Raw genomic sequence first — 24,429 nt, 5'->3', positions numbered from 1 at the left:
CCACACAAACCACCAGTATCCCAAATAGTGAGACAAGCAATCATTGCAATTTCACACTCCGGAACTTTTGCATTTTTACCCCTTCGATTCACCCCCACATCTTTTGAGCGCTTCACAATAAATATGGTTTTTGCAGGGGTTTTTCAATCCAATTATTCCCTTTATCCATAACTAAGGTAAACCCAACTTAAAATTTCTGTCACGTGACGCTTACAGTTATGGCCATGAACAAGCTTTTCACTCCTGATGCAACTTCTATTACGCAACCAAGCCACTCATCTCAACCTGACGCTGTGGGCCTGGAATATTTACATGGTTCTCCATGCGAATTAGTTGAACAGCTGACTGCAATTGTTGGTGCTGAAAATGTGCTCCACAGACTATCTGATTTAGTACGCTTTGCCTCTGATGGCAGTCCATATCGACGCGTACCAAAAGTTGTGGTACGTCCACGTAATGCCAACGATCTTGCAGCCTTAATGCGCTTTGCGACGCACACAGGTCACCATCTCGTGTTCCGTGCGGCAGGAACCTCATTAAATGGCCAGGCTATGACCAACGACATTCTTGTTGATATGAAAACGCACTTTGTGGGTATGGAAGTTCACAATGATGGCGCTGTCTTACACGCGAAACCAGGCGTTGTGATGGCTGATGCCCAAGCTGTTTTGGGTCGATATGGCTATATGCTCGGCCCTGATCCTGGGTCCACGCCAGTGTGTACTGTCGGCGGTGTTGTTGCTGATAATGCTGGTGGCATGCGCTGTACGGTTGAACGCGATAGCTATCATAGTTTGCAAGATGCGACGATTGTGCTTCCAAGTGGCTCGATTATTGACACCGCTGCAGGCGATGCGGCATTTCAGGCTCAGGAACCAGAACTGCATGCTGGTTTGCTTCAGTTGCGTGATCGTATTCGGAGTGATGCTGCGTTGGTGGCACGACTGAAAAAGAAATTTTCGATCCGCAATACTAATGGCATCCGTTTAGATGCATTTATCGATGAGGATGAACCAGTACGCATCTTATTGCGCTTAATGGTCAGTTCGGAAGGTATTTTTGGTGCGCTGACGGATATCGTCATGAAGACCGTTGCACTCCCGAAGAAAAAAGCCGTGGCGTGGGTAATGCTGCCAAACTTAAAAGATGCTGCAAACTATGTTCGTCCTCTAGTAGAAGCCGGCGCATTAGCATGTGAATTACTCGTTGCACCTGTGCTTTCACGCTCAGTGGCGAATTTCCCACAAGCACCTCGTGAATGGGCAGATATCGACGATAACGCAGCTGCGTTGCTCTTAGAAGTCGGTGGTCGTGATGAGGATGAACTCAACGCTGCAATTGCAAAAGCAACTGAGCAATTAACCGATGCCCCACTGTTGCAACCTCTGACATTTGATACCTCCGACGCTGGCATGCGTGCTTCGTGGCAGATCCGAAATGGTTTATTTGGATTGATTGGCCAAGATCGCCCACAAGGCGCAGCTCTGATTACTGAGGACGTATGCTTCCCGCCTGCTGAAGTTGGCGCTGGCGCGGCTGATTTGTTGGATCTCTTGCAATCTTACGGATATCCAGAAATGGTGATGGGACATGCTGCATATGGCAATCTGCATTTCTTCTTAATTCCATCATTTGAGCATGCAGAAGAACGCGAACGGTATGCAGCGTTTCTCGATGATCTTGCCACATTAGTGCTGGAAAAATACGATGGCTCGCTTAAAGCTGAGCATGGCACTGGTGTAAACATGGCCCCATTCTTGCTGCGTGAATGGGGTAAACAGGCTTGGGAGTTGATGTGGGAAGTCAAACAATTAATTGATCCACATGCTATTTTGGCGCCGAATATCAAACTGACTCGTAGTCAAGATATTCACTTGCAAAACTTCAAATCCTTCCCGCAGATCGACAAAGAACTTAATGCTTGTGTGGAATGTGGATTCTGTGAGCCGATTTGTCCATCGCGCCATGTCACAGTTACGCCACGCCAGCGCATTGTTTTGCGTCGTGAGATGGCACGACAAGACGCCGACTCCCCGATCTTGGCGCAACTTCAGGCAGAATATCAATACGATGCAATTGACATGTGCGCAGCTGATAGCACCTGTGCAATTGCGTGCCCGATTAGTATCGACACTGGTAAAGCAATGAAACGTTTACGCAGTGAGCAACAACGTCCAGCTGCTCAGCGTGTTGCGCTCCGCGGTGCTGAAAAATGGGCAGTCGTCGAAAAATTAGTGCGCGGTGGTTTGGTAAGTGCGAAAGTTTTAGGGTCTTCCACGTTGAAACTCGGTGCAACTATAGGCCGGAAATTTGTCAATGAAGATCTGTTACCAACTATTCCAGGTGATCTTCCACTGCCAGCAACCCGCCTGCCAGAAACTTCTCGAGCACACGCACGAGCAGTATATTTCCCAGCATGTATTAACCGCATGTTTGGCAATTCTCCGCATCAAGCAGACGATCACCTTCCAGTTACAGCAGCACTGGTTGAACTCGGACGTCGCAGTGGCGCACCGATCTGGATTCCACAAGATGTTGCTGGTCGTTGCTGCGGTACACCTTGGTCGTCGAAAGGCTACCAAGAAGGATTCAAGTATCAAGCAGCTCAACTGGTCAATGATTTCTGGCGTTGGTCAAATGGCGGTGAACTGCCAATTATTATCGACGCCGCCAGCTGCACGCATGGTGTATTAGAAAATATTGCTCAGGTATTAGATTCCACCGATGCCGATAGATTAGCGCAATTAACCATTTACGATGCTGTTACCTGGATCTATCAGGAAGTCTTGCCACATTTACCAATTGTGCATGACTTAGGAACAATTGCCGTGCATCCAAACTGCTCAATTCAGCATATGGGCCTGACAGATCAATTACTTGCCATTGCGCAAGCTGCAGGTCGTGCAGTGATTCCAGATGGCAGCACCTGTTGCGGCTCAGCTGGTGATCGCGTGATGTTACATCCTGAGCTTGTGGAATCAGCAACTCGCGAGCAGCGCGCGAGTCTTGCGGCTGAGTCTTTCGACGTGTTCCTGTCTGCGAATCGTACCTGCGAGATGGGACTAGAAATGATTACCGGCAAGACCTACGAACATGTTGCAACCTTGTTGGAACGTGCATCACGACCGGTTATCACTCCTTAACCCCACCTTCCAGACGCTCAAAGGGACAGTGCAGCAACACCTGCCACTGTCCCTTTGAGTGATACGTCTGCAATAATTTTTTACGAAATCAGCGACGCCCGCGACGCTTGCGTGTAGTTGCGGTAAGTTGCACAGCATCAAGTGCACCGATTTCAAACAACGCTTCTTTTAGCGCTAATTGGAATACCCACAAGCGTCGATACACTTGGTCATAACCATCAGCTGCAGCTTCGCGTAATTTCCCTTCCAAAACTTCACGCTGCATGCGTAGCCCTTGGAGATAATGACTCCCGAAATGCGTTTGCGCAATGACGCGCAATTGTGAAGACACGTCGAAAAGCTTATGCACCTCTGGCATACTCAAATGATGCAGTCCTGGGGCAACATATGCGCGGACCACGTCAAGGCTTCGATCAGCCGCATTGGAAAATGCATCAGTTGTAATCACCGTTTGCACACTGACGTATCCTCCAGAGGCAAGCAACCGATCAAAACTTTTCACATATTCACGCTGTAATTTCTGCCCCATGAGCTCCAGCTTTTCCACGCTGGTGATTGCATCATACGATGCCGGCCAAGCTTTAGGCTTCGGCAAGAGATCATCAAGCAATTCAATATGCACTGAGGAATCTACATCAGTATGCTCAAGTATTTTCCGTAAACTCTGCACAAAATCAGCATCTGCTGATAACACATCAACTGTTGCACGACGAGCTGCTGCTGCAAGTGGCAGCGCTCCACCCGAAGAAGGATAGTCAACAATATGGCTTCCCATTCCCACATGCGCACGATCGAGTAGCATGGTGACACTACGAAGTTGAGCATCTTGCAAATCAGCCCGTTCTACTGCAGTTGGTGGCGCAAAATGGGTGATATCGACAAAATGTGCGCTCGGCTCATTGGCACGTCCAGCACCTGGAGCATAACTTTTCAGGCTCACCCGCTCTGTCGTTGGTACTCCAGAAGCAAAAACAGTGCCGTGTGTACTCATGCCATCGCCAGAATAATGTCGCACTAAACTCAGTGGTATTTCTTTACCGGCATAGTTTCCGCCTGCTAACACTTGCGTCGATCGCGGCCGATAACCAGTGCGAATAAGACCAGCTAGTACTTTAGGTAAATCTTCGGTAAACCACTCACCTGCCATAAACCCTTCTGCAATGCCCAACCAGCCAGCATGGGCTAAACGTGCAAAGAATTCTTCATGCAAGACTGCAAGATCAGGCGATTCCCCGATAAAATTCAAGCCTGCCTTCTGGCATGCGATTGCAAAATCAGCTTCAGCTTTGCGTGCTTTCACCTTCGTAATAAACCCATTTGGAGTTTCCACTACTCCAGGCCATGCATTGGCATCGATATGAGCCAAATAATGCTCATGGGCTCCGACATGCGGATACAAAGGATTCGTGATCACAGTACGGTTCACCTCCTAGTGTCGCACTGATCGAGTTGTGCAAAACATAACATGTGTCAGTTTAGAGTCTGTCATCCATCAGCGGTGGTATCGGCACACGTAGCAAAAAATGCAGAAAAATCGCATTCGAACCTTTTACAAACCATCACGAGCGTGATCTGCCATAATCTCCTTCTTTTTACCCCCAAATAGGAAGAATGTGACATTTAATACCATATATCTCTTGTGGAAATAGCGAGTTTCGCTCAAAACATGCACACATTCTTGTTCCAAGAACCAAAAACTCAAGTAGGCAAAGACTATCCAAGGCGGTAACATGGTAAAAATCACAGTTACTCTCAAACCAACTGTGGACTTTCACTCATCAAACGCGCATGCAGAGTAGTCAACGCACCTGATGATCGTCCAACTACAGACCGTAGTTCGGTTGTTGTCGAAGGCATTGGCTTCTCACAAGGAGATAATTGTTATGTCAGAAAAGCCATTCCGCCCCGAAGGCAGTCGTCACCATGTTGTCGTCATTGGTGCAGGCTTCGGTGGATTATTTGCCGTACAAAACCTCAAAGATGCTGATGTCGATATCACATTAATCGATCGCACCAACCATCACCTTTTCCAACCACTGCTCTACCAAGTAGCAACCGGTATTTTGTCATCAGGCGAAATCGCACCAGCAACTCGACAAATCTTGTCGAACCAGGAAAATGTGAGCGTTCTCAAAGGTGATGTCACCGATATTAACGTCACCGAAAAAACTGTCACGGCTTCCCTTGGCGCATATAGCACTATTATTGAATACGATTCCTTGATTGTCGCAGCAGGTGCTGGTCAGTCTTATTTCGGCAATGATCACTTTGCCCAGTTTGCTCCTGGCATGAAGACGCTTGACGACGCTCTAGAGTTGCGCGCCCGCATTATTGGCGCATTCGAACGTGCTGAATTAACTGAAGATCCAGAAGAACGCGAACGTCTGTTGACCTTCGTCATTGTTGGCGCCGGCCCAACCGGTGTGGAACTTGCTGGCCAGATTGCAGAAATGGCACACCGTACCCTTTCTGGCACCTTCCGCCGCTTTAACCCAACAAGTGCGAAAATTATCTTGCTTGATGGTTCACCACAGGTCTTGCCACCATTTGGCAAGCGTTTGGGCCGCAATGCACAGCGCTCCTTGGAAAAGATTGGCGTCACCGTCAAGCTCAATGCCATTGTGACCGACGTTACCGAGAACACCGTGGTCTTTAAGGACACTAAGACCAACGAAGTTCATACTATTAACGCTTTCTGCAAGATTTGGTCTGCCGGCGTGGCTGCTAGCCCACTGGGTAAGATCATCGCCGATCAGCTCAACGTTGAAGTTGACCGTGCAGGTCGTGTACCTGTGAATTCCGATCTTTCGGTTGCCGATAATAAAGATGTCTTTGTCATCGGTGACATGATGAGCTACCAAGGCCTGCCAGGTGTTGCACAGGTCGCTATTCAAGGTGGCGAATACGTCGCTGAGCAGATTGCTGCAGAAGCGGAAGGCCGTTCACATACTGAGCGCCCTGAGTTCGAATATTTTGATAAAGGCTCGATGGCAACAGTTTCGCGCTTTAATGCCGTCGTAAAGCTTGGCAAGGTTGAAATCACCGGCTTCTTCGGTTGGATCCTGTGGTTGGTTGTCCACGTGATGTTCTTGGTCGGCTTCCGTAACCGCCTGACCTCTATTATCTCGTGGGGTATCAACGCACTCTCCCGCAAGCGCTGGAATCTGGCAACAACCCGTCAGCAGCTGCACGGCCGCAATGGCCTGCAGAAGCTTGCTGCTGTGGATGAGTCCGCCATTGAGGTGACCGAACTTACCAACCCTGGCAAATAATAAGCTTCAGTAAGCTTCAAACGGGATGTGTGTTGTAGTATGCTTGCAACACACATCCCGTTTTTTATGTGCCACAGATAGTGTTGATCTGCACAGCGTAGGACTAGAGAAGGAAACGTCCCACTTGTGACCGCTGATATTCTTGCTTCGCGCCCCCGTGTTCTCTCAATTGCTGGTACTGATCCAACCGGCGGCGCTGGTATCCATGCAGATATTAAAGCCATTAGTGCTGCTGGCGGGTATGCACTGGCCGCAATTACCACCATCGTCAGCCAAAATACACAACGCGTGTTGCAATGTTTCACTCCGCCTCGAGAGGTATTAGCTGCGCAATTAACTGCCATTAGTCAAGATGTAGTCCTTGATGGAATAAAGATTGGCATGCTTGGCACGGCAGAAACCATTGATACAGTTCAGAATTGGCTCGAAACTTCGCTTACGCTTGAAATCCCAATCGTGATCGATCCAGTGATGATTGCATCAAGCGGAAAACCACTGCTTGCAGACGATGCCCTACCCCTCTTACGGAAATTATTGCAGCGTGCCACGGTTATCACACCAAATATCCCTGAATTAGCAGCACTTATGGGTGTTGGTTCGATTAATTCCTTCGCACAAGCATGCGATGTTGCCACATCCTGTGCACAACAATTTCAATGCGCGGTCGTGGTCAAAGGCGGGCATTTACACGACCCGCAGCTTAAGAATGCGATTATTACCAGCAGCGGGAAGCTCCACAGCGTAGAAGTACCACGGGTTGCCACACGCAACACGCACGGCACCGGATGCAGCTTCTCTGCAGCGTTTGCTACTCGTTTAGCGGCCAGACACTCGCTTATCGACGCTTTACAGTGGACTTCCGAGTGGATGCATACCGCAATTTCCCATGCAGATGCATTGTGCGTGGGCAAAGGATCTGGTCCTCTCGATCACTTTGCCCACTGCTTATCGAATTCGCCTATCAGCGCCAAATGAACAAATTAGCGCAGCACCACGGTGCGCAATACGCTACGTGCGACCACGCGATCGCGATGGGTCATGGTTACTTCAATAACCTGAGTTGTTTTACCAGCATGCAACACAACGGCTTTAGCAGCGATCACACCTGCTGCAACGGAATGGTAGAAGTCCGTGTTGTTATTCACGCCTGCAACAAACTTGCCTTCAGCAGCTACTAATCCCATTAAGGAACCAACCGTCTCACCAATTGCGCTAAAAACGCCACCATTGACTAAACCAGCAGGTTGAAGATGCTGGACATCCACATGCAATTCTGCCGTGACTTCAGTTGGCGTAACAGTTGTCAAACGCATACCTAAAGCCTGAGAGAACCCTCCCATTAATGATTGCACAGTAGCGATCTCGCGCATATGCAAACCTGCCGGCGAGATATTTTTCAGCAATTCCAGAAGCTGATCGGTGATTGATTGTTTCTCTTCAGAATGTTCCATACTCCAAAGCCTACTGATAAATATCACACCTTCCAATTATCAATCACTGACCAATCACGCTAAACCAAACAAAAACGCAGGAAAACAAAAGAATACAGACATAATTTCCCAACAAAAGTAACACATCACACATTCACCACAAGGCTGAAGCACTCCCCTTTTACAGGTTCCTTAATAGGCAGTCAGGGCATCAAAGGAGTAAACTGTGCAACATGACTGAAAACAGCACTCTCGCCCAGATCGGCGTTGTCGGCCTTGCCGTCATGGGATCAAATCTTGCACGTAACTTTGCCCATCGCGGCCATACTGTTGCCGTCTATAACCGCAGCTACTCTAAGACTCAAGATCTTATTGCCAACCATGGTTCAGAAGGCACCTTCTTGCCTGCTGAAACCATTGAAGAATTCGTCGCATCCTTAGAAAAGCCACGTCGCGCAATCATTATGGTGCAAGCTGGTGCTGCGACAGATGCAGTAATCGAGCAGCTTGCAGATGCTATGGAGGAAGGCGACATCATCATCGATGGCGGCAACTCCTTGTATACCGATACGATTCGCCGTGAAAAAGAAATTGCAGCGCGTGGCTTGAACTTTGTCGGTGCTGGCATCTCAGGTGGCGAAGAAGGTGCATTAAACGGCCCATCGATTATGCCTGGTGGCCCAGCAGAATCTTGGGAAGCACTTGGTCCACTGTTGGAATCCATTGCCGCTGTCGTTGATGACACTCCATGCGTGACGCATATTGGCCCAGACGGTGCTGGGCACTTCGTCAAGATGGTACACAACGGTATTGAATATGCTGACATGCAGGTTATCGGTGAGGCTTACCAGTTACTGCGCTATGGTGCTGGTTTGACGCCACAGCAGATTTCCGAAATTTTTAGCACGTGGAATGCAGGAGATCTAGATTCTTACCTCATTGAGATCACCTCTGAGGTTCTCGCACAGGTCGATGCGGAAACCGGCACTCCACTCATTGACTTGATTGTTGACTCCGCTGGTCAAAAGGGCACTGGCCGCTGGACTGTGAAGTCCGCTCTCGATCTTGGTATCCCAGTCACCGGTATTGGCGAAGCTGTGTTCGCTCGCGCACTGTCTGGTGCTCGCAGCCAGCGCGCTGCAACCAACGGACAGTTACCATCTGGTGAAGTCACTAGCCTTGAAGCATTAGGCATTGACACTGAAACATTCATCGAGGATGTTCGTCGCGCACTCTATGCTTCGAAGCTGGTTGCCTACGCTCAAGGTTTCGATCAGATCAAGGCAGGCTCTGCTGAAAACCACTGGAATGTTGACCCACGTGACTTAGCAACAATCTGGCGCGGCGGATGCATCATTCGTGCAAAATTCTTAAACCGCATCGTTGAAGCATTTGATGCGAACCCTGCGTTAGAGACCTTGCTGCTTGATCCATATTTCAAGAACGAGCTCACCGGCTTAGTTGATTCTTGGCGCCGCATCGTTGTGGTAGCAACACAAATTGGTCAGCCAATCCCTGTGTTTGCATCGTCACTATCTTACTACGATTCCTTACGTGCAAGCCGCCTACCAGCAGCATTAATCCAAGGCCAACGCGATTTCTTCGGCGCGCACACCTACGAGCGCGTCGATAAGCCAGGTCATTTCCACACTAAGTGGTCTGAAGATCGCACCGAGATCGAAGCGTAAAACAGCTATCGCTATACGGTTCTCACAAGCTGTGTTCGAGACATATTTTCTTGTTTCGAACACAGCTTTGGTGTCTCTGCCATTGAACAAACTGTTCATACAGGCAGTTCACCATGTAAGATGGGAGAAATGATTAATTTTTCCGAGCTTGGTTTACCTGCTCCGATCGTTCAAGAGCTCTCCAAGCTTGGTATCGACACTCCTTTTCCTATCCAAGCAAAAGCCATTCCCGACGCCCTTGCCGGCAAAGATATTTTAGGTCGCGGTCCAACAGGCAGTGGTAAAACTTTCACATTCGGTCTGCCAATGCTTGCAAAACTTTCCCAATCGGGTGCGTCCAAGCCGAAATGCCCACGCGGACTCGTGCTCGTTCCTACTCGAGAACTTGCTGCACAGGTTCGCAGCCGTTTAGAAGATCCAGCTCGAGTTGTCGGCTTGCGTGTGCTTGAAGTCGTCGGTGGTGTCAATATCAACACTCAAATCCGTGCACTCGCCGCACCAGTCGATGTTCTCGTGGCTACTCCAGGACGTGCACAGGATCTCCATGATCAAGGCTATTTAGACTTCTCACAGGTCGAAATTTCTGCTCTTGACGAAGCCGACCACATGTCAGACATGGGCTTTTTGCCACAAGTTCGCAAATTATTGCGCTTAACACCAAAACGTTGCCAACGCCTGCTATTCTCTGCCACCTTAGATGGCGATGTCGATAAAATCGTTGCAGAATTCATGCATAATCCTGTCACGCATGCTACGGCGAAAGTGGAAGCAACCGTATCTACGATGCAACATTTCCAATTACATGTTGGTACTCGTGCGGCACGCAATGAAGTAGTCGCGCGCATTGCCGGACGCGAAGGCAAAACCATTATGTTTATGCGCACAAAATACAGCGTCGATAAGCAAGTGAAAAAACTTCGCAAACTTGGCATCCATGCGGTTGGTATTCATGGTGATAAGGGACAACACTCTCGTACCAGTGCTTTGGCCGGATTTGCAGATACTTCAATTCCTGTCTTGGTTGCAACTGATATTGCTGCGCGTGGCATTGATATTTCAGATGTTGATTTAGTTGTACATGTCGATCCGCCAGCTGAGCATAAAGCGTATGTGCACCGAGCTGGCCGTACTGCACGTGCAGGTTCTGCAGGTATGGTGGTGACATTAGTGACCGATGAACAACGCGATGAAGTGGCAAAATTGCTGCGGAAGGCTGGGGTCACGGCACCAATTCATAAGGTGCATCCAGATTCTGAAATTTTAGTACAGCTCACCGGCGCAAAACAGACTCAAGGGCACGCCCCATTGCCATCATTTGGGCAAATGCTTGCTTCTCAAAATAACACTCCTGGCGGTCAAAGCCGTAGACGTGAGGCCGCACAGACTCGCACAAATGAAAGGCGTGGTGGCAGCAACCGCAAGAGTCAAGGTAGACGTCGTAGCAACGCCTCTCAGCGTCGAACACAAACCCGCAATTCGCCAGCGACATCAACCTGGGGACCAAGTAGTTCGACTCGCCGCAGCCGTTCCTCCTAAGTGGTTTTGGTGAGAAGGAAAACGACATCACCAAATATCCACTCCAGTCGCTGAAACGAACTTCCACGTTCCTACGCAAGATTTCGATTCGCTTTCGGCTAGACTAAGCAAAATACAATACGTTCAGTACTGAAAGGTTAACGTTTCCAATCGTGGCTTCATATGAGGTCACAAGAGATTTCATCACAATGGATATTTTCATTAGCATTCTCGCACTCATCGGCTTTGTGCTCCTTACTGCTACCACAGGTTTGTTTGTCGCCGTAGAATTCGCGCTCACCGGCCTCGAACGCTCTACCATTGATCAAGATGTGCAAGACCGGGGGGATAAACGAGCACTCGCTGTCAAACGTGACTACTCGAACTTATCGTTTGTACTCTCCGGCGCACAGCTTGGCATTACGATCACCACGTTGGCCACCGGTTATCTGGCTGAACCAATTTTGGCGAAATTCCTCCTGCCAACTTTAAAATTCGCAGGCGTAACTCCTGAAATGTCAGTACCAATCGCCTTGGTATTGGCGTTATTGATCGCAACATTTTTATCAATGGTCTTTGGCGAACTCGTGCCAAAAAATATTGCGATTACCGACCCTTTGAATACGGCACGTTTTGTAGTCGGACCAGTACACACCTTTAATTTCTTCTTCGCCTGGTTTATTCGCTTTTTAAACAAAGCAGCGAATGCTCTTGTTCGGAAACTTGGTATCGAACCTGCTGATGAACTTGCGACTGCTCGCTCAACTCAAGAATTGACTGCACTTGTGCGCAATTCTGCAGAACAAGGCGGGCTTGATGAAAACACTGCCTTGGTATTAGACCGCTCGTTACGCTTCGGTGAAACCACAGCAGAAGAACTCATGACGCCTCGTTCAACCATCGAAACCTTGTCCTATGACAACACTGTGCTCGATTTAATTACCTTGGCTCAAGAAACCGGCCATTCGCGCTTCCCTGTCATTCGAGGCGATCTCGACGAGACTATCGGTGTGGTTCATTACAAGGATGCATTCGCAATCCCTGCGAATCAACGTGCGACCACCCTCCTTGGATCGATTGCACGTGCGGTGAAAGTTGTCCCAGAATCTCTCGATGGCGATTCCGTGCTGACCGCAGTCCGTACTGCGGGTTCACAAATGGTGTTAGTTGCCGATGAATACGGCGGAACAGCAGGCATTATTACCACTGAAGATGTGATCGAAGAAATTTTAGGTGAAGTCTACGATGAACACGATGACGAAGAAGCACAACGCGATTTCCAACGCTTTGGTACGTCTTGGGAGGTCAATGGCCTCGTGCGGATGGATGAACTAGCCGAAACAGTTGGCTATATTGCTCCAGAAGGCCCGTATGAAACCCTCGGCGGCTTATTCATGGCGACGTTAGGACGCATCCCGGTGGTCAATGACACTGTTGTTCTACCGGAATCGGATCATCCTGTACTTGCTGAATTCACTTCTGGTTTCACCGGACGCTGGGAGGCTCGCATTATTGCAATGGACGAACGCCGCGTCGATAAGCTGATCTTGGTACCGATTACCGATGCTGAAGCTCAGTCCCAACACGAAGCGAAGGAGCAGTAATCATGGGTATTATCACAACCGTTTTGATGGTAGTTGGATTACTCCTTGCCAACGCATATTTCGTGGCGGCAGAATTCGCCTTAATCTCTTCGCGCCGCGATCGCATCGATTCCTTAATAGCCCAGGGACGTCCTGGCGCCAAACGTGTCTTATACGCAACCGAACGCCTTTCAATCATGCTAGCGGCATGCCAATTCGGTATCACTATTGCCTCCTTGATTCTTGGCAAGGTTGCTGAACCTGCAATCGCCCACTTTGTGGAAATTCCATTCCACTCGCTGGGGGTTCCGGACCATTTCTTGCACCCGATTTCTTTCGTCATCGCACTTGGGTTTATTACCTTCTTGCATATTTTGTTCGGTGAAATGGTGCCAAAGAATATCTCGCTAGCTGGTCCAGAGACACTGGCGATTTGGTTGACTCCATCGTTGATGATCTTTGCAAACCTTACGCGCCCGTTGATTGCCTTTATGAACTGGGTAGCTCGAATGACTTTGCTGTTGTTTGGTATTGAGCAAAAAGACGAGCTGGAATCCAAAGTTGATCCAGATCAACTCGCAACCATGATTTCTGAATCTCGCTCCGAAGGTTTGCTAGACGCCGAAGAACATCAGCGCCTTAATAACGCATTACGAGTGGAAGATCGCTCGATCTCCGAGGTCTTAATTCCAATGGAGAAGATGCGCACGCTCTCCTATGGGAAACGTGGTCCGCAGTTACAAGATCTCGAGGCGGCAGTTGCTGAAACTGGTTTTTCGCGTTTCCCAGTTGTCAATCAAGATGGTTCATTAAAAGGCTACGTCCACGTAAAAGATGTGCTCGATCGTTTTATTGATACGGAAACTTATCCTGCTGATGCGATTATCCACTCCGCCGAGATTCGCCCACTGACCATTGTTGATGCTGGTGGAACCTTAGATGAAGCGCTCCAAGCGATGCACCGGAAATCTGCACACATGGCGCAGGTGCGTGATCGCGGCCAACTAATTGGCATTATCACTTTAGAAGATCTTATTGAGGAATACGTCGGTACTTTCTCGGACTGGACACACGAGCAGCACTAACACCGCTTGGATACGCATGACACTGACACGGTATACGCTTGACGACGATTGGCGCGAGCATCTCGTTCAACACGAACGTCGCGCTGCGGCATTAACGGATGATCAACTTAAGCGTCGCAAAGCAGGCTTAAAGCACCCTGTGTGGGACTTTTTATACGAGTACTACCCTATTCGCATTGCGCATTTACAGCGATGGCATCCAGGCGTTGGGGTTGCGATCGCTGATGATGGTACTTCTGCGCAAGCTGGGTGGAAATGGTATGTCACCGAAAATGGTGTCACCTTCGCAGATGTTGCTGCGTTTATGGAAGCCAAACAGCAAACTGTCGACTTTATCGAACAGCTTTTGCGGGCAACTACCACTAATCCCACGCATTTTGATTGCTTTGGATTACACGAGTGGGCCATGGTGTATGCCACCGATGATATTCGTCATGATTTGCCACTGCGATTAGGAGCCCAGGCCACCGATAAAGTGGTCGAAGATCATCAGATTAAATGCACGCATTTTGACGCATTTCGATTTTTCACTCCTGCTGCACGATCATTGAATTTTACAGTACTTGAACGTAGCGACCAGGTAAGATTTGATCAGCAAGGCTGCCTGCATGCGAATATGGATTTGTATAAATGGGCAACCAAACTCGGTCCACTGGTGCCAGGTTCGTTGTGGTTAGATACCTTTGCATTAGCCAAAGACGTGCGCGTGCTGGATATGGAAGCTTCTCCTTATGATTGTCGCGACTATGGATTTGGGGTCGTCGCCATTGAAACTCCTACTGGAAAACAAGAATATGTTGCACGGCAGCGCGCCTTGGCAGCTCGTGCGAATAAACTTCGTACAGCGTTGCTGAGTGTTATAGCCACCGCGAGGGTTATTTCTGGAATATCCTAGAACTATTTGTTGCTCTATATCAGACCACGTTGAGAGGAGAGTGCCGCCTTATGGGTCGTCATTCAAACGGTGAATCCAATTTTAAGGTTGCCCCAATGCTCATTGTGGCAGTGCTGTTGTTGGCAATTTTAACCGCGATCATACTGATTACTCCTTCCGCCAACGATACGGCGACATCAAATACTTCTGCGACGACATCGACAACTGCCTCAGTCGCATGTAGCCAAGGAGAATTAGTCTTGCCGGTGGCAGCCGAAAGTGAAGCATTGGCCAAAGACTATATCCGAAGCTATAACGACAACTCCCCAGTGGTGAATGATTACTGTGTACATGCGAAATACACCCCATCAATTCGGGAAGCGGGAGTGTTGTTATCAGAAAAATCTCAGAGCTACGTACATGCGCTCATTGCCCAAGCTGATCGAGCAGCAGCGGCGAATGATTGGCCAGTGATCGGTTCCTTAAAAGTTGGTCTGTCAGCCACTACCTCAGTAGAACTTGACCAGGTTGCTGAAATCACCTATGCCGCTGCAGATAATCCTGTGGCTGCGGCAATGATTGCAGCGATAAAACTAGGTGCAAATGTCGATGAAATTGAAGCCGCACTTGAAAGTGGTGCTACGACAACAGTCGCTGCTGCAGCAGCACTACCAGATGCAGTTGTGGCCGTTGCAGAACATGAGGTGCCTGAGGGACGCGTGTTTAGCCCAGTATCAGGGGTTGTGCAACCAATTCATGCGGTTGTGTTGCTGCCTTCGGATACCGTTTCAGAAGCAATCACCCAGGTTGCCCATGATTTCGCAGCAAGTATCCGCAGTGATATCCCAGCTTCCCAAACTGTTGCAGAAACCGCAGCATACGAAGCGCTTGCCATGTTTAATGTCAACCACCCATCTATGCTCTTACAACCAGCAACCGTTGCAGCACAATTAGATCGACTTGGCCCAACGCTGTTTGTGCTCGATACTTCTGAACAAATGGGCCAGCCAAGTGGTGTGGATAACTTCAGCAATATTGCGCTGGCAACTCAGAGTATTGCCCAAGCTGCCCGCGATCTTGGCCAAGCAGGCCATGCGGTTGCGCTGTGGAATTATTCTTCTCCATTAAGCCCTGGGGTGACTCGCGGATGGCGTGACAATATTAATTTCACAGATGCCAGTGCTGCCGAGGCAGTTGCAGCAACCGCTGTAGGCTTTGGCACTGGTGGTGAACCGCAAACGCATGCGGCTATTCTTGCGGCAACTGAATATGCTGCACAGTGGTCAGCTGAAACTCATCAACCAGTCTCGGTGGTTGTTGTGACCTCCGGTAGCATAGATGATGCTGATCTAGGTGCGGTTGCCGCTCGGTTAAACGATCAGGTTCAGCTGAAAGTCCTGTACTTTGGCCATATCGCAACCGATCCAGCAATTAATGCAGTCGCAACACGCAACGTAGAAGTACAAGATGCACAAGCGTTTGATCCTACCTTGCGCGCTGCAGTCGGATTGCACTAAGTCTTCGCTTACACAATTGCTTAGCGACGTTTCGTAGTGGCATCGGTCTACCACGAAACGTTTTGCGTAGTAGGGCTACATTGTTATTGGAGCTTACCTGTAGACAATACTTTTCTCGATATCACCTCGATCGCACAACAGGTAGCAGACTTATGCTGCTACCTTCAACGCACCTGTGCAACCCTTCATAGGCGGTGCACATTCCAGGCTCGCATGAGATTGCACGCTTGGCGGTTTTATTTGCAACTCCATTTTGCAACTCCTGCCCGTTTGTATGCTCAAGTATGGGTATTGCACACGAAAAAACACACCAGTTTCGTCACTTGCATGCCAGAGTTGCAAGTGGTCAAACTGGTGTGTCAGGCATGGCGCAGATTGAGCTGCACCGAGGCAAAGTATTAAGAAGTTTTACGGCTACGGCGTGCAGCAAGTTCATCAACAGTGATGATATTATCTCCTGCTGGAACTGGAACAGAGCTAGTACCGGAAATACGCTCTGATGGGAATGCCGAAATGGTACCGGTAAGTTCACGCATAATGCCTGGAACAGCAATACCGAATACGCCTTGTCCACCCCCGAGCAAGTCAATAACTTCTTCTGCGCTGCGGCATTCGTACACGGTAGTACCATCAGAAACTAACGTGATTTCAGCAAGGTCACTCACACCAAGATCACGAAGTTTTTCAACTGCTTGACGAATATTCTGCAAAGAAATGCCAGTATCAAGCAAACCTTTCACAATCTTGAGTACAAGAATATCTTTAAAGGAATACAAACGCTGAGAACCTGAACCACGTGCAGTGCGAATAGTTGGTTCAACGAGACGAGTGCGCGCCCAATAATCCAACTGACGATAGGTAATACCTGCGACCTGGCAAGCAATTGGAACACGGTATCCAACTTCTTCGTCTGGTCCAACATCAAACAACGATTCTTGAACTGGGCGGTCAACGCTCATCTGGATGCTCCTTAGCGATCTCTGGCTTCGCATGAGTTAGGTGTCTTACTCATCTCTATCTTTAGGCAAGAATACCCAAGCGTCAAGTAATTCACTTGCGACACGCCCGTAAACTTAAACCTCAACTTGAAGTTTAAACTTAAATTTCATCATTGTCATCTCTAATAACAAAATTATCAGCATTCACATCAGACACATCTGTTTCAAAAGCTTCAAAGATAGTATGAAACTCCCCTGCTATCTCAGGTTTGATAAACGGTAAGGATTGTTGTGGTTGATGTCGACGCAGACGCTGTATATTCTTCATAAAATCCGAATCAGCACTACATTCATGCAGGTCAGCAGTAGTTATTGCAGTATTATCATCAGCCTCTAATGAGGCATCAAGTTCAACCAGAGGATCATCAGCAAAGCTTAAGTCTAGATAGGTTTCTATATCGGTATTCGACATATACACCCCAGCACGTTCAAGTACGTCGGCATCAACCATAATTGGCAGGCACAAGCTATATGCAACTGCTAATCCATCTGTCGGACGACATTCGAAACTGTGACCATCATTGGTGATCAGTTCTGCGAAAAATACGCCTTGCTCATAATCTACAATTCGCAGCTCAGATACTCTACGACTGCAAGACGTGAGGAAATCAATAAGTAAATCGTGTGCGGTTGGACGAGGCGCTGGTGCTTCTTGTTCGCGACGTAATTGCTCCAAGGCCGCTTCTGCACTAATCCAGATGGGCACAATACGTTTGCGCTCATTCCATCGCAGCACAATGCAGTATTGCTGCAGAAATTCACTGATTTGTAGATACTCTACTTCATGAAAACTCATGTGAGCACTTAAAAGCCAATTTCTTTCCGCACTGCATTTTTCACGAGACCAGCATGCAGAGAGGCAACCAGCGCCATAATTTGTTGACTCATTTCTTCTGCCTGTTGTCTTGCATCAACGCTCTTCGAGTGTGTGACTGGCAACACCGCTTGGGAAATCAATGCGGCTTGTCGAGCAGCTGCATTTGTCAGTGGTTTTAAGTGGCGTACATGGAAACCGAATTCCCCCAACGCTGCGGCAGCTGAAACAATTCGGACATCATCTGCAGTAAAGAAGCCAGACTCATCAGGTCGAATCACACCTGCTTGCGCAAGCTCAATAACAAAGGCAGTTTCGACGCCAGATTTCAATGCTACATCGCTATCTGTGAGTCGAGTAACCTGTGGTGCCCGGAATTTTTCCGGGCTGACCATTGGTTGATCATCAGCCGTTTTCAAAATTGGAGTAATCGTACCAGCATCCATCGCTTCGAGTTGTTGGCGAATCACCCGCAACGGTAAATAATTATCCCGTTGAGTAGTCAGCACATAGCGTAAACGATCGACATCAGCTTGCACGAAGCGTCGATAGCCTGTCTTCGTACGCTGCGGGGTCACCAAGCCTTCGGATTCAAGATATCGAATCTTCGAGACGGTAACATCGGGAAATTCTGCAGTCAGAATATCCAAGACCACGCCAATAGACATCGTCTTTTGGGGCTTTGCTACCGCTTGATGTTGGGTGGGATTTGGTACTGCACTCATTAATAATCTCTCGTTAGGTTCGCGATGGGAATAAAGAAACGGCTTGCGTTTTATCCTTTCAAAAAGACCAAACGGAACTTACCGATTTGCACTTCATCGCCAGAGGCGAGCACGTGGGAATTCCGTGGCTCACGATTCACGTAGGTGCCGTTTAAGGATCCGAGATCGACAACTTCAAATACGCCATTTTCCACGCGAAACTCTGCGTGACGACGTGAAACAGTAACATCGTCAAGGAAGATGTCAGATTCCGGGTGACGACCAGCAGTAGTTGTTGAGCGATCCAGCAAGAAACGAGCACCAGCATTTGGGCCACGCTTGACGATCAGCAAGCCAGCACCAGTTGGAGGAATAATATCAGCACCTGTGGAAGCAGAAGCACCTGCCCCCTGCTCCATTTCCTTTAACAAATCAGCACGGAACACTGACGTTGTTTCTGTTTGGACATCATAGATGCCGTTATTCTCGCTCACTGTGAAACCTCCCAAGTTGGATCAAAGCAGACCGCGTCTTTATGTATTCAAAGCTGCAAAATCTGAACAATTGTTGTCATAAAAGTGTGCGCTCAACCATGTCACACATTCAGCCAATCATTTCTATAATAACCGTATTCTCGCCAGTTCGTGAGAAACTTAGAGTATCTAGCCCCAAAACTTGACTTTTAAGGTTTCTTGGCACATTTTTCCAACTGATTACCAGTAATGATATTTTAACGGAAAATACTGCCAATACCTTTCATCACTGAATTTCCAGAGCCAGAAAGCGGATTATCGCTGACCATATACGTCCAAGTTGCCGATGGTCTCATCAAGCCAAGATCTGCAAGATGTGCACCTGCATCATCAATCACAATTTCTTGGAAGGTATCAACTGCATCATCAACAGCAATCTGCGCAATCTGTTTGAATTCGCGTACAGCAATGCGATGGTACTCATCAATTGGGGTTTCTCGAGCAATTGCGCGTAAGTGTATAGATTCCCGTACATCGTCCATTAACGCTAGGTGCTCGCTCCAGCCCACATCCAAATGGTAGAGCATAATATCGCGAGCTGCTTGAACCAATACTTCATGAGTCACAGTTTCAGAAAGTTCTTGCATCCGCTCAGGTGCAAGCTGCGCCAAGCTGTCATAGGCAGCCTCAGTATCAAGCAGCGCTGCACGACGTTCATCAATAATTTTGCGCTGATCAGCAAGCAACTTATTGTATTTCCACGTCTGTGAGTGAATCTCCAGCAGTTGCCCTTCAGTAACACGCTGACAGTGTTCGACCCAATCACGCACGCGTTGTGAATCAATATAGCCTTGTGCATCTGGGCGCGCAGTAATTTCTTCATCAGCGCCACCAACGGCCACCATATCGTCTTCAAAGCTGACAAAAAATAACGACAATCCAGGATCACCTTGCCTGCCTGCACGACCACGTAATTGATTATCAAGACGCGAACTGCGATGACGCGCTGTACCAATGACGGCTAAACCGCCTACTGCAACCACTGCATCATGATCACGTTCATCGGCACCGCCAAGTTTAATATCAGTACCTCGTCCCGCCATTTGAGTCGAGACAGTCACACGTCCTAGATCACCTGCCTCTGCAATGATCTTGGCTTCTTCAGCATCATTTTTCGCATTCAACACATTCACGTCAATGTCAAAACTGCGGAGTTGTGCTGCTAAGGCCTCTGATTCTGCAACATCATGCGTACCAACCAAAATCGGTTGGCCAGTTTTATGTAATGCCACAATTTCTTCGACAATGGCACGATTTTTATCTTCCAAGGTCAGATAAATACGATCAGCTTCATCAAATCGCTGCAGTGGCTGATGTCGATCAATCACCGATACGCGCAAATCATAGAAGGAACGCAACTGGTCGGTTGCTTCCACTGCGGTACCAGTCATACCGCATACCATTGGATATCTGCCCATTAAGGCCTGCAAGGTGATGGTATCTAAAATCTTGCCACCTTCACTGACTGCGAGCCCTTCCTTCGCCTCCACTGCAGCTTGCACACCATCTGGCCACCGCTGGAGTTCTGCAACGCGCCCTTTCGAAGCATCGATTAAGGCAACCTTCCCATCGCGAACAATATAGTGCACATCACGAATCAGCAAGGCTTGCGCGTGCAAGGCTAAATTCACCTGTACTAAGGTGGTGCCCACATGTTCGTCGTCGTAAAGCGAGGAAATGCCAAGAGCACGTTCGAGTTTGTGGGCGCCGGTTTCCTGCAAAAACACATTGCGACGATCATCATCAACGGCGTAGTCCACACCTTCTTGCAAGCGCTTCACAAGCTCAGTAATTTGTCCCGTAGGTGCCGCACCTGGCTGATTTCCCGCCAGCACCAATGGCACAAGTGCTTCATCAACTAACACCGAGTCAGCTTCATCAACCAACGCCACATCCGCACCATGTTGCACGGCATCTTCCCGGCGCGTGATGAGCTGGTCGCGTAGCACGTCAAAACCAATTTCGGTCACTGGCGCGTAGACAATATCACATTGATATGCTTGACGACGCTCCTGTGGTGTCATGCCTTCTACCACGGAGGCGACAGTCAGGCCGAAGAATTCCACCAGTGGCCCCATCCAGGCGGCATCGCGTGCAGCGAGATAGTCATTGACGGTAATCGCGTGGACTTTTTTGCCCATTAAGCCAAAGCCGGCATTGGCCATCGCACCTACTAGGGTTTTACCTTCGCCGGTGGCCATTTGGATGACATCGCCTTCAAGGAGTCGTAAAACGGCTTGGGATTGCACGGCAAATGGGGTCATATGCAAGGTGCGTTCTGCCGCGAGCGCTAAAATTGCTAAAAATTCATCGGGGCGAGTCAGTTGCCCTTGTGCGCATAATTCACGGGCTCGGGTTTGAAGCTCTGCATCGCTAAGTGTTGCAAAGGTTTCTTTGTGTTTGAGGGATTGACCGACAATTGTGCGGCTACGTTTTTGGTTACGGCCTTGTTTTCCTCCCATTGCGTTCCAAAACCAATCGAATCCGGCCACCGCAGTCCACCCTTCATGAGCATAGCTCGTGATCTGTTTTACAAATACCCCTCAAGTTTAACCAACATATCAGTATCTGGGGTGTCATGTTGGTGAAGTTTTTCTCTTACAATGTTAAATCGTTAAATCGCATTGAATTCGTCTTGGGTTATACGCCAAGCTGTTTTCTTTGTCACAGAATATTCATGCTCCGATTTTTACATCTGGTGATGGGAAACGGAGCTTCAGTAATGAAGGATGAACACATGCATGCAATCAGTGTGAAATTGCCAAGTTCTCAGGGCTATACGATGGCCGCTACTTTAGATCTACCCGATACATCGCCGCGAGCATATGCGATATTTGCGCATTGTTTTACTTGTTCTCGGTTTGCACCGGCGGCAGCGCGCGTCAGTAAGGCTTTGGCTGAACAAGGGATTGCGTGTTTACGGTTTGATTTTCCAGGTTTGGGGCAGTCTGAAGGTAATTTTCATGAGACGTCGTTTTCGGAAAATGTTGCGGATATTCGTGCTGCCGGCCGTTGGCTCGAGCAACATTACAGTGCTCCGCAGTTATTAGTTGGCCATTCTTTAGGCGGTGCTGCAGCATTGCAAGCTGCGGTGGAGATGCCATCACTGAAAGCTGTGGCGACTATTGGTGCACCGTTTGATCCAGCGCATGCAGTGCTGCATTTTGCCGATCGAATTGGAGAGATTGATGAAAAAGGTGAGGTCGCTATCAGTTTAGGTGGTCGCGATATTATTATGTCGCGGCATTATTTAGAGGATCTTGCCGAAACTAATCCGGAGGCCTATTTACCTCGACTGCGCAAACCGTTATTAATTTTACATTCTCCGACTGATCAAACTGTTGGGGTGGAAAATGCGCAAAATATCTTTTTAACGACCCGCTATCCAAAATCATTAGTGTCGTTGGATAAGGTGGATCATCTATTAACGAAACCAGGTGCGGGTCAGCAGGCTGCCGATATTATTCTGGCGTGGTTCGAGCAGCATATTGTTCCTGAGAATATAGAAGCCTTGGCAGAAAGTATTCCAGAAGGTGTTGCAATTGCGACAAGCACGAAAGCAGGCCGTTTTACTGATGTAGTCCACACTGGCACACATGTTATTAGTACAGATCGGGAAGCTTATAACGGTGGCAAGAATCTCGGTATTGCTCCGACTTCCCTGCTGCTCTCTGGTTTAGCGGCAGCAACCAGTCAGGCAGTACGTGAAGCTGCACAGCAACATCGCATTCGAGAACTTGTAGATGTAAAAGTTAGTGTTGCGAAAACTGTTGGTGATCATTCACTCCATCTTCGTCGCAGCATTGAACTTATTGGCGATCTTTCAGATGCACAACGTCAGACGTTACTGACGGCTGCGAAATCAAGCACGATCGAAGCGATGTTTGTGCAACCGGTAGTCATTGAGGATACGAGCTACTAGACTGATTGTAAAGATTGCATGTCGCGGTAGTGCGGCATGCATCCATTATTTGGAAGTTTTCTCATACGAAAGCGAGTGCGTCGCATATGCTCACCTCTTCAAACCCATGTCCATGCGATTCTGGCACTACTTTTGGACAATGCTGCGGCCCATTTTTAGCAGGAACTGCGTATCCGAATACCGCCTTGTTGTTGATGCGTTCGCGCTATAGTGCGTTTGTGACAGGCAATAGTGAGTATTTATTGCAAACCTGGGCACCACGCACTAGGCCTCAGCAGCTTTCTTTTGATCCTGCTGTGCAGTGGACCGGCTTGGAGATTGTGCACACTGAAGCCGGCAGTCCGTTTCATGACACAGGTATTGTAGAATTTGTTGCGACATATTCCACTCTGCATCCTTCAGGAACGCAACAGCTTGGACACCAACATGAGCGCTCTAAGTTTATTCGGCATCTTGGCCGCTGGGTGTATCTTGACGGAGAGCTTGACCATGAGTCTTAAACTATGATCACTGTTATTCAACCAGATCCATGGGTCCGCCTTGATACCTTTCAACGCTGGTTCCCTGAAAATGAGGTTCGTAGTATTGATCCCACCTCACAGCCACTGCCTGCGATTACTGATATCGGTAATGGTCTGTTGTTACTCGGTGGGCGCCAAAATGCGCTTGATCATCAAGCCTCTGCGTGGATTCCACCACTGCAAGCGTTGCTGCGAGATGCTTATACACACAATATTGCTGTCTTAGGCATTTGCTTAGGACACCAGATTTTAGCCGATACCTTCGGTGGAACTGTGTCTCTTGCACATCCAGGTGGTGCGGAAGAAGGAGTCTACCCAATTACCTTAACCGCTGCAGGTCTGCAGGATCCCTATTTTGCATCGCTGTCGCATCCGATCGTGGTGCAGCAATCCCATAATGATTGTGTGCTCGAAGCCCCTGCTGCAGCTGAAGTACTTGCAACTTCTGCTACAGGCAGTATTCAAGCGTTTCGCTTAGGAACACTTGTCGGTGTGCAGTTTCATCCAGAAGCCTCTGCGGCAACCATGCAGGCTTGGGCTGAAGGTGAGCGTGGCGAATACGAAGCGGAAAACCCTGGTATTGGCGCGCGGATGTTCGCTGAAGTTCAAGCCCATGCAGCACAGCTAGAAGATGTCCGCCAAACGATCGCAACTGCCTTCAAACAGGCAACTTGCCAGTAATTTTTTCTTGAATTAGCAATTATTGTAGACTCATAGCGTCGTCAAGCTTAACGACGGCGGACTGTAGCGCAGCTTGGTAGCGCACTTGACTGGGGGTTAAGGGGTCGCAGGTTCAAATCCTGTCAGTCCGACATTCTAAAATCCAGCTA

General features: G+C 48.6%; 19 protein-coding genes and 1 tRNA gene. 13 read left to right on the top strand and 7 right to left on the bottom strand.

The window, feature by feature from the left end:
- Window positions 1–224: 224 nt before the first annotated feature.
- Window positions 225–3,143, top strand: a complete 2,919-nt coding sequence (locus NXS99_RS01545) for an FAD-binding and (Fe-S)-binding domain-containing protein (protein WP_259286920.1) — start codon at window positions 225–227, stop codon at window positions 3,141–3,143.
- An 88-nt stretch (window positions 3,144–3,231) separates the two neighbouring features.
- Here NXS99_RS01545 and NXS99_RS01540 read toward each other — a convergent pair whose 3' ends face one another.
- Window positions 3,232–4,557, bottom strand: coding sequence for a class I SAM-dependent methyltransferase (locus tag NXS99_RS01540; protein ID WP_396124791.1), 1,326 nt, complete (start codon window positions 4,555–4,557; stop codon window positions 3,232–3,234).
- A gap of 469 nt (window positions 4,558–5,026) precedes the next feature.
- Here NXS99_RS01540 and NXS99_RS01535 point away from each other — a divergent pair, with 469 nt between their 5' ends.
- Together NXS99_RS01535 and thiD are read left to right on the top strand one after the other, a co-directional pair.
- On the top strand, window positions 5,027–6,415 hold the full coding sequence (locus NXS99_RS01535) for an NAD(P)/FAD-dependent oxidoreductase (protein WP_259286919.1): 1,389 nt from the start codon (window positions 5,027–5,029) through the stop codon (window positions 6,413–6,415).
- Between the two features lie 126 nt (window positions 6,416–6,541).
- The gene (gene thiD, locus NXS99_RS01530; protein ID WP_259286918.1) at window positions 6,542–7,390 is read left to right on the top strand and encodes a bifunctional hydroxymethylpyrimidine kinase/phosphomethylpyrimidine kinase; all 849 of its coding nucleotides are present in this window, start codon (window positions 6,542–6,544) and stop codon (window positions 7,388–7,390) included.
- Window positions 7,391–7,395: 5 nt separating this feature from the next.
- Here thiD and NXS99_RS01525 read toward each other — a convergent pair whose 3' ends face one another.
- On the bottom strand, window positions 7,396–7,866 hold the full coding sequence (locus NXS99_RS01525) for a PaaI family thioesterase (RefSeq protein WP_259286917.1): 471 nt from the start codon (window positions 7,864–7,866) through the stop codon (window positions 7,396–7,398).
- Window positions 7,867–8,078: 212 nt separating this feature from the next.
- On the opposite strand from NXS99_RS01525, the gene gndA reads away from it, so the two are divergent.
- From gndA to NXS99_RS01495, 6 genes are all read left to right on the top strand, one after another.
- Entirely contained in the window at window positions 8,079–9,533 is a 1,455-nt protein-coding gene (gene gndA / locus NXS99_RS01520; protein WP_259286916.1) for an NADP-dependent phosphogluconate dehydrogenase, read from the top strand.
- Window positions 9,534–9,662: 129 nt separating this feature from the next.
- Complete coding sequence (locus NXS99_RS01515; RefSeq protein ID WP_259286915.1) at window positions 9,663–11,069, top strand: DEAD/DEAH box helicase; 1,407 nt, start codon at window positions 9,663–9,665, stop codon at window positions 11,067–11,069.
- Window positions 11,070–11,257: 188 nt separating this feature from the next.
- Window positions 11,258–12,652 carry a hemolysin family protein gene (locus NXS99_RS01510; RefSeq protein ID WP_259286914.1) on the top strand — a complete coding sequence of 465 codons (1,395 nt, stop codon included), beginning with the start codon at window positions 11,258–11,260 and terminating at the stop codon, window positions 12,650–12,652.
- Between the two features lie 2 nt (window positions 12,653–12,654).
- Complete coding sequence (locus tag NXS99_RS01505) at window positions 12,655–13,716, top strand: hemolysin family protein (RefSeq protein WP_259286913.1); 1,062 nt, start codon at window positions 12,655–12,657, stop codon at window positions 13,714–13,716.
- Window positions 13,717–13,732: 16 nt separating this feature from the next.
- Window positions 13,733–14,611: a hypothetical protein gene (locus NXS99_RS01500; protein ID WP_259286912.1), complete on the top strand. Its 879-nt coding sequence runs from the start codon at window positions 13,733–13,735 to the stop codon at window positions 14,609–14,611.
- Window positions 14,612–14,661: 50 nt separating this feature from the next.
- On the top strand, window positions 14,662–16,107 hold the full coding sequence (locus NXS99_RS01495) for a VWA domain-containing protein (RefSeq protein WP_259286911.1): 1,446 nt from the start codon (window positions 14,662–14,664) through the stop codon (window positions 16,105–16,107).
- A gap of 398 nt (window positions 16,108–16,505) precedes the next feature.
- Here NXS99_RS01495 and NXS99_RS01490 read toward each other — a convergent pair whose 3' ends face one another.
- The 5 genes from NXS99_RS01490 to secA2 all read right to left on the bottom strand — a co-directional run bounded on the left by NXS99_RS01490 (window position 16,506) and on the right by secA2 (window position 21,648).
- Window positions 16,506–17,066: a MerR family transcriptional regulator gene (locus NXS99_RS01490; RefSeq protein ID WP_259286910.1), complete on the bottom strand. Its 561-nt coding sequence runs from the start codon at window positions 17,064–17,066 to the stop codon at window positions 16,506–16,508.
- 139 nt (window positions 17,067–17,205) lie between these two features.
- Window positions 17,206–17,901, bottom strand: a complete 696-nt coding sequence (locus NXS99_RS01485; RefSeq protein ID WP_259286909.1) for a bifunctional nuclease family protein — start codon at window positions 17,899–17,901, stop codon at window positions 17,206–17,208.
- Window positions 17,902–17,909: 8 nt separating this feature from the next.
- A complete protein-coding gene (locus NXS99_RS01480; RefSeq protein WP_259286908.1) occupies window positions 17,910–18,644 on the bottom strand; it encodes a MerR family transcriptional regulator in 735 nt (244 codons plus the stop codon).
- A gap of 50 nt (window positions 18,645–18,694) precedes the next feature.
- Entirely contained in the window at window positions 18,695–19,117 is a 423-nt protein-coding gene (locus NXS99_RS01475) for an FHA domain-containing protein (protein WP_259286907.1), read from the bottom strand.
- A gap of 236 nt (window positions 19,118–19,353) precedes the next feature.
- Window positions 19,354–21,648, bottom strand: a complete 2,295-nt coding sequence (gene secA2, locus NXS99_RS01470) for an accessory Sec system translocase SecA2 (protein ID WP_259286906.1) — start codon at window positions 21,646–21,648, stop codon at window positions 19,354–19,356.
- 245 nt (window positions 21,649–21,893) lie between these two features.
- Here secA2 and NXS99_RS01465 point away from each other — a divergent pair, with 245 nt between their 5' ends.
- The 4 genes from NXS99_RS01465 to NXS99_RS01450 all read left to right on the top strand — a co-directional run bounded on the left by NXS99_RS01465 (window position 21,894) and on the right by NXS99_RS01450 (window position 24,411).
- Window positions 21,894–23,078 carry an alpha/beta fold hydrolase gene (locus NXS99_RS01465; protein ID WP_259286905.1) on the top strand — a complete coding sequence of 395 codons (1,185 nt, stop codon included), beginning with the start codon at window positions 21,894–21,896 and terminating at the stop codon, window positions 23,076–23,078.
- Window positions 23,079–23,164: 86 nt separating this feature from the next.
- Window positions 23,165–23,578 carry a YchJ family protein gene (locus NXS99_RS01460; protein ID WP_259286904.1) on the top strand — a complete coding sequence of 138 codons (414 nt, stop codon included), beginning with the start codon at window positions 23,165–23,167 and terminating at the stop codon, window positions 23,576–23,578.
- A 3-nt stretch (window positions 23,579–23,581) separates the two neighbouring features.
- Window positions 23,582–24,280: a type 1 glutamine amidotransferase gene (locus NXS99_RS01455; protein ID WP_259286903.1), complete on the top strand. Its 699-nt coding sequence runs from the start codon at window positions 23,582–23,584 to the stop codon at window positions 24,278–24,280.
- Window positions 24,281–24,337: 57 nt separating this feature from the next.
- Window positions 24,338–24,411, top strand: a tRNA-Pro gene (locus NXS99_RS01450).
- Window positions 24,412–24,429 lie beyond the last annotated feature (18 nt).

Source organism: Corynebacterium sp. HS2168-gen11, from assembly GCF_024834075.1.
Lineage (GTDB): Bacteria > Actinomycetota > Actinomycetes > Mycobacteriales > Mycobacteriaceae > Corynebacterium.
The sequence above is the reverse complement of the archived record's forward strand: the minus strand, read 5'-3'. Positions and strand labels throughout refer to the sequence as shown.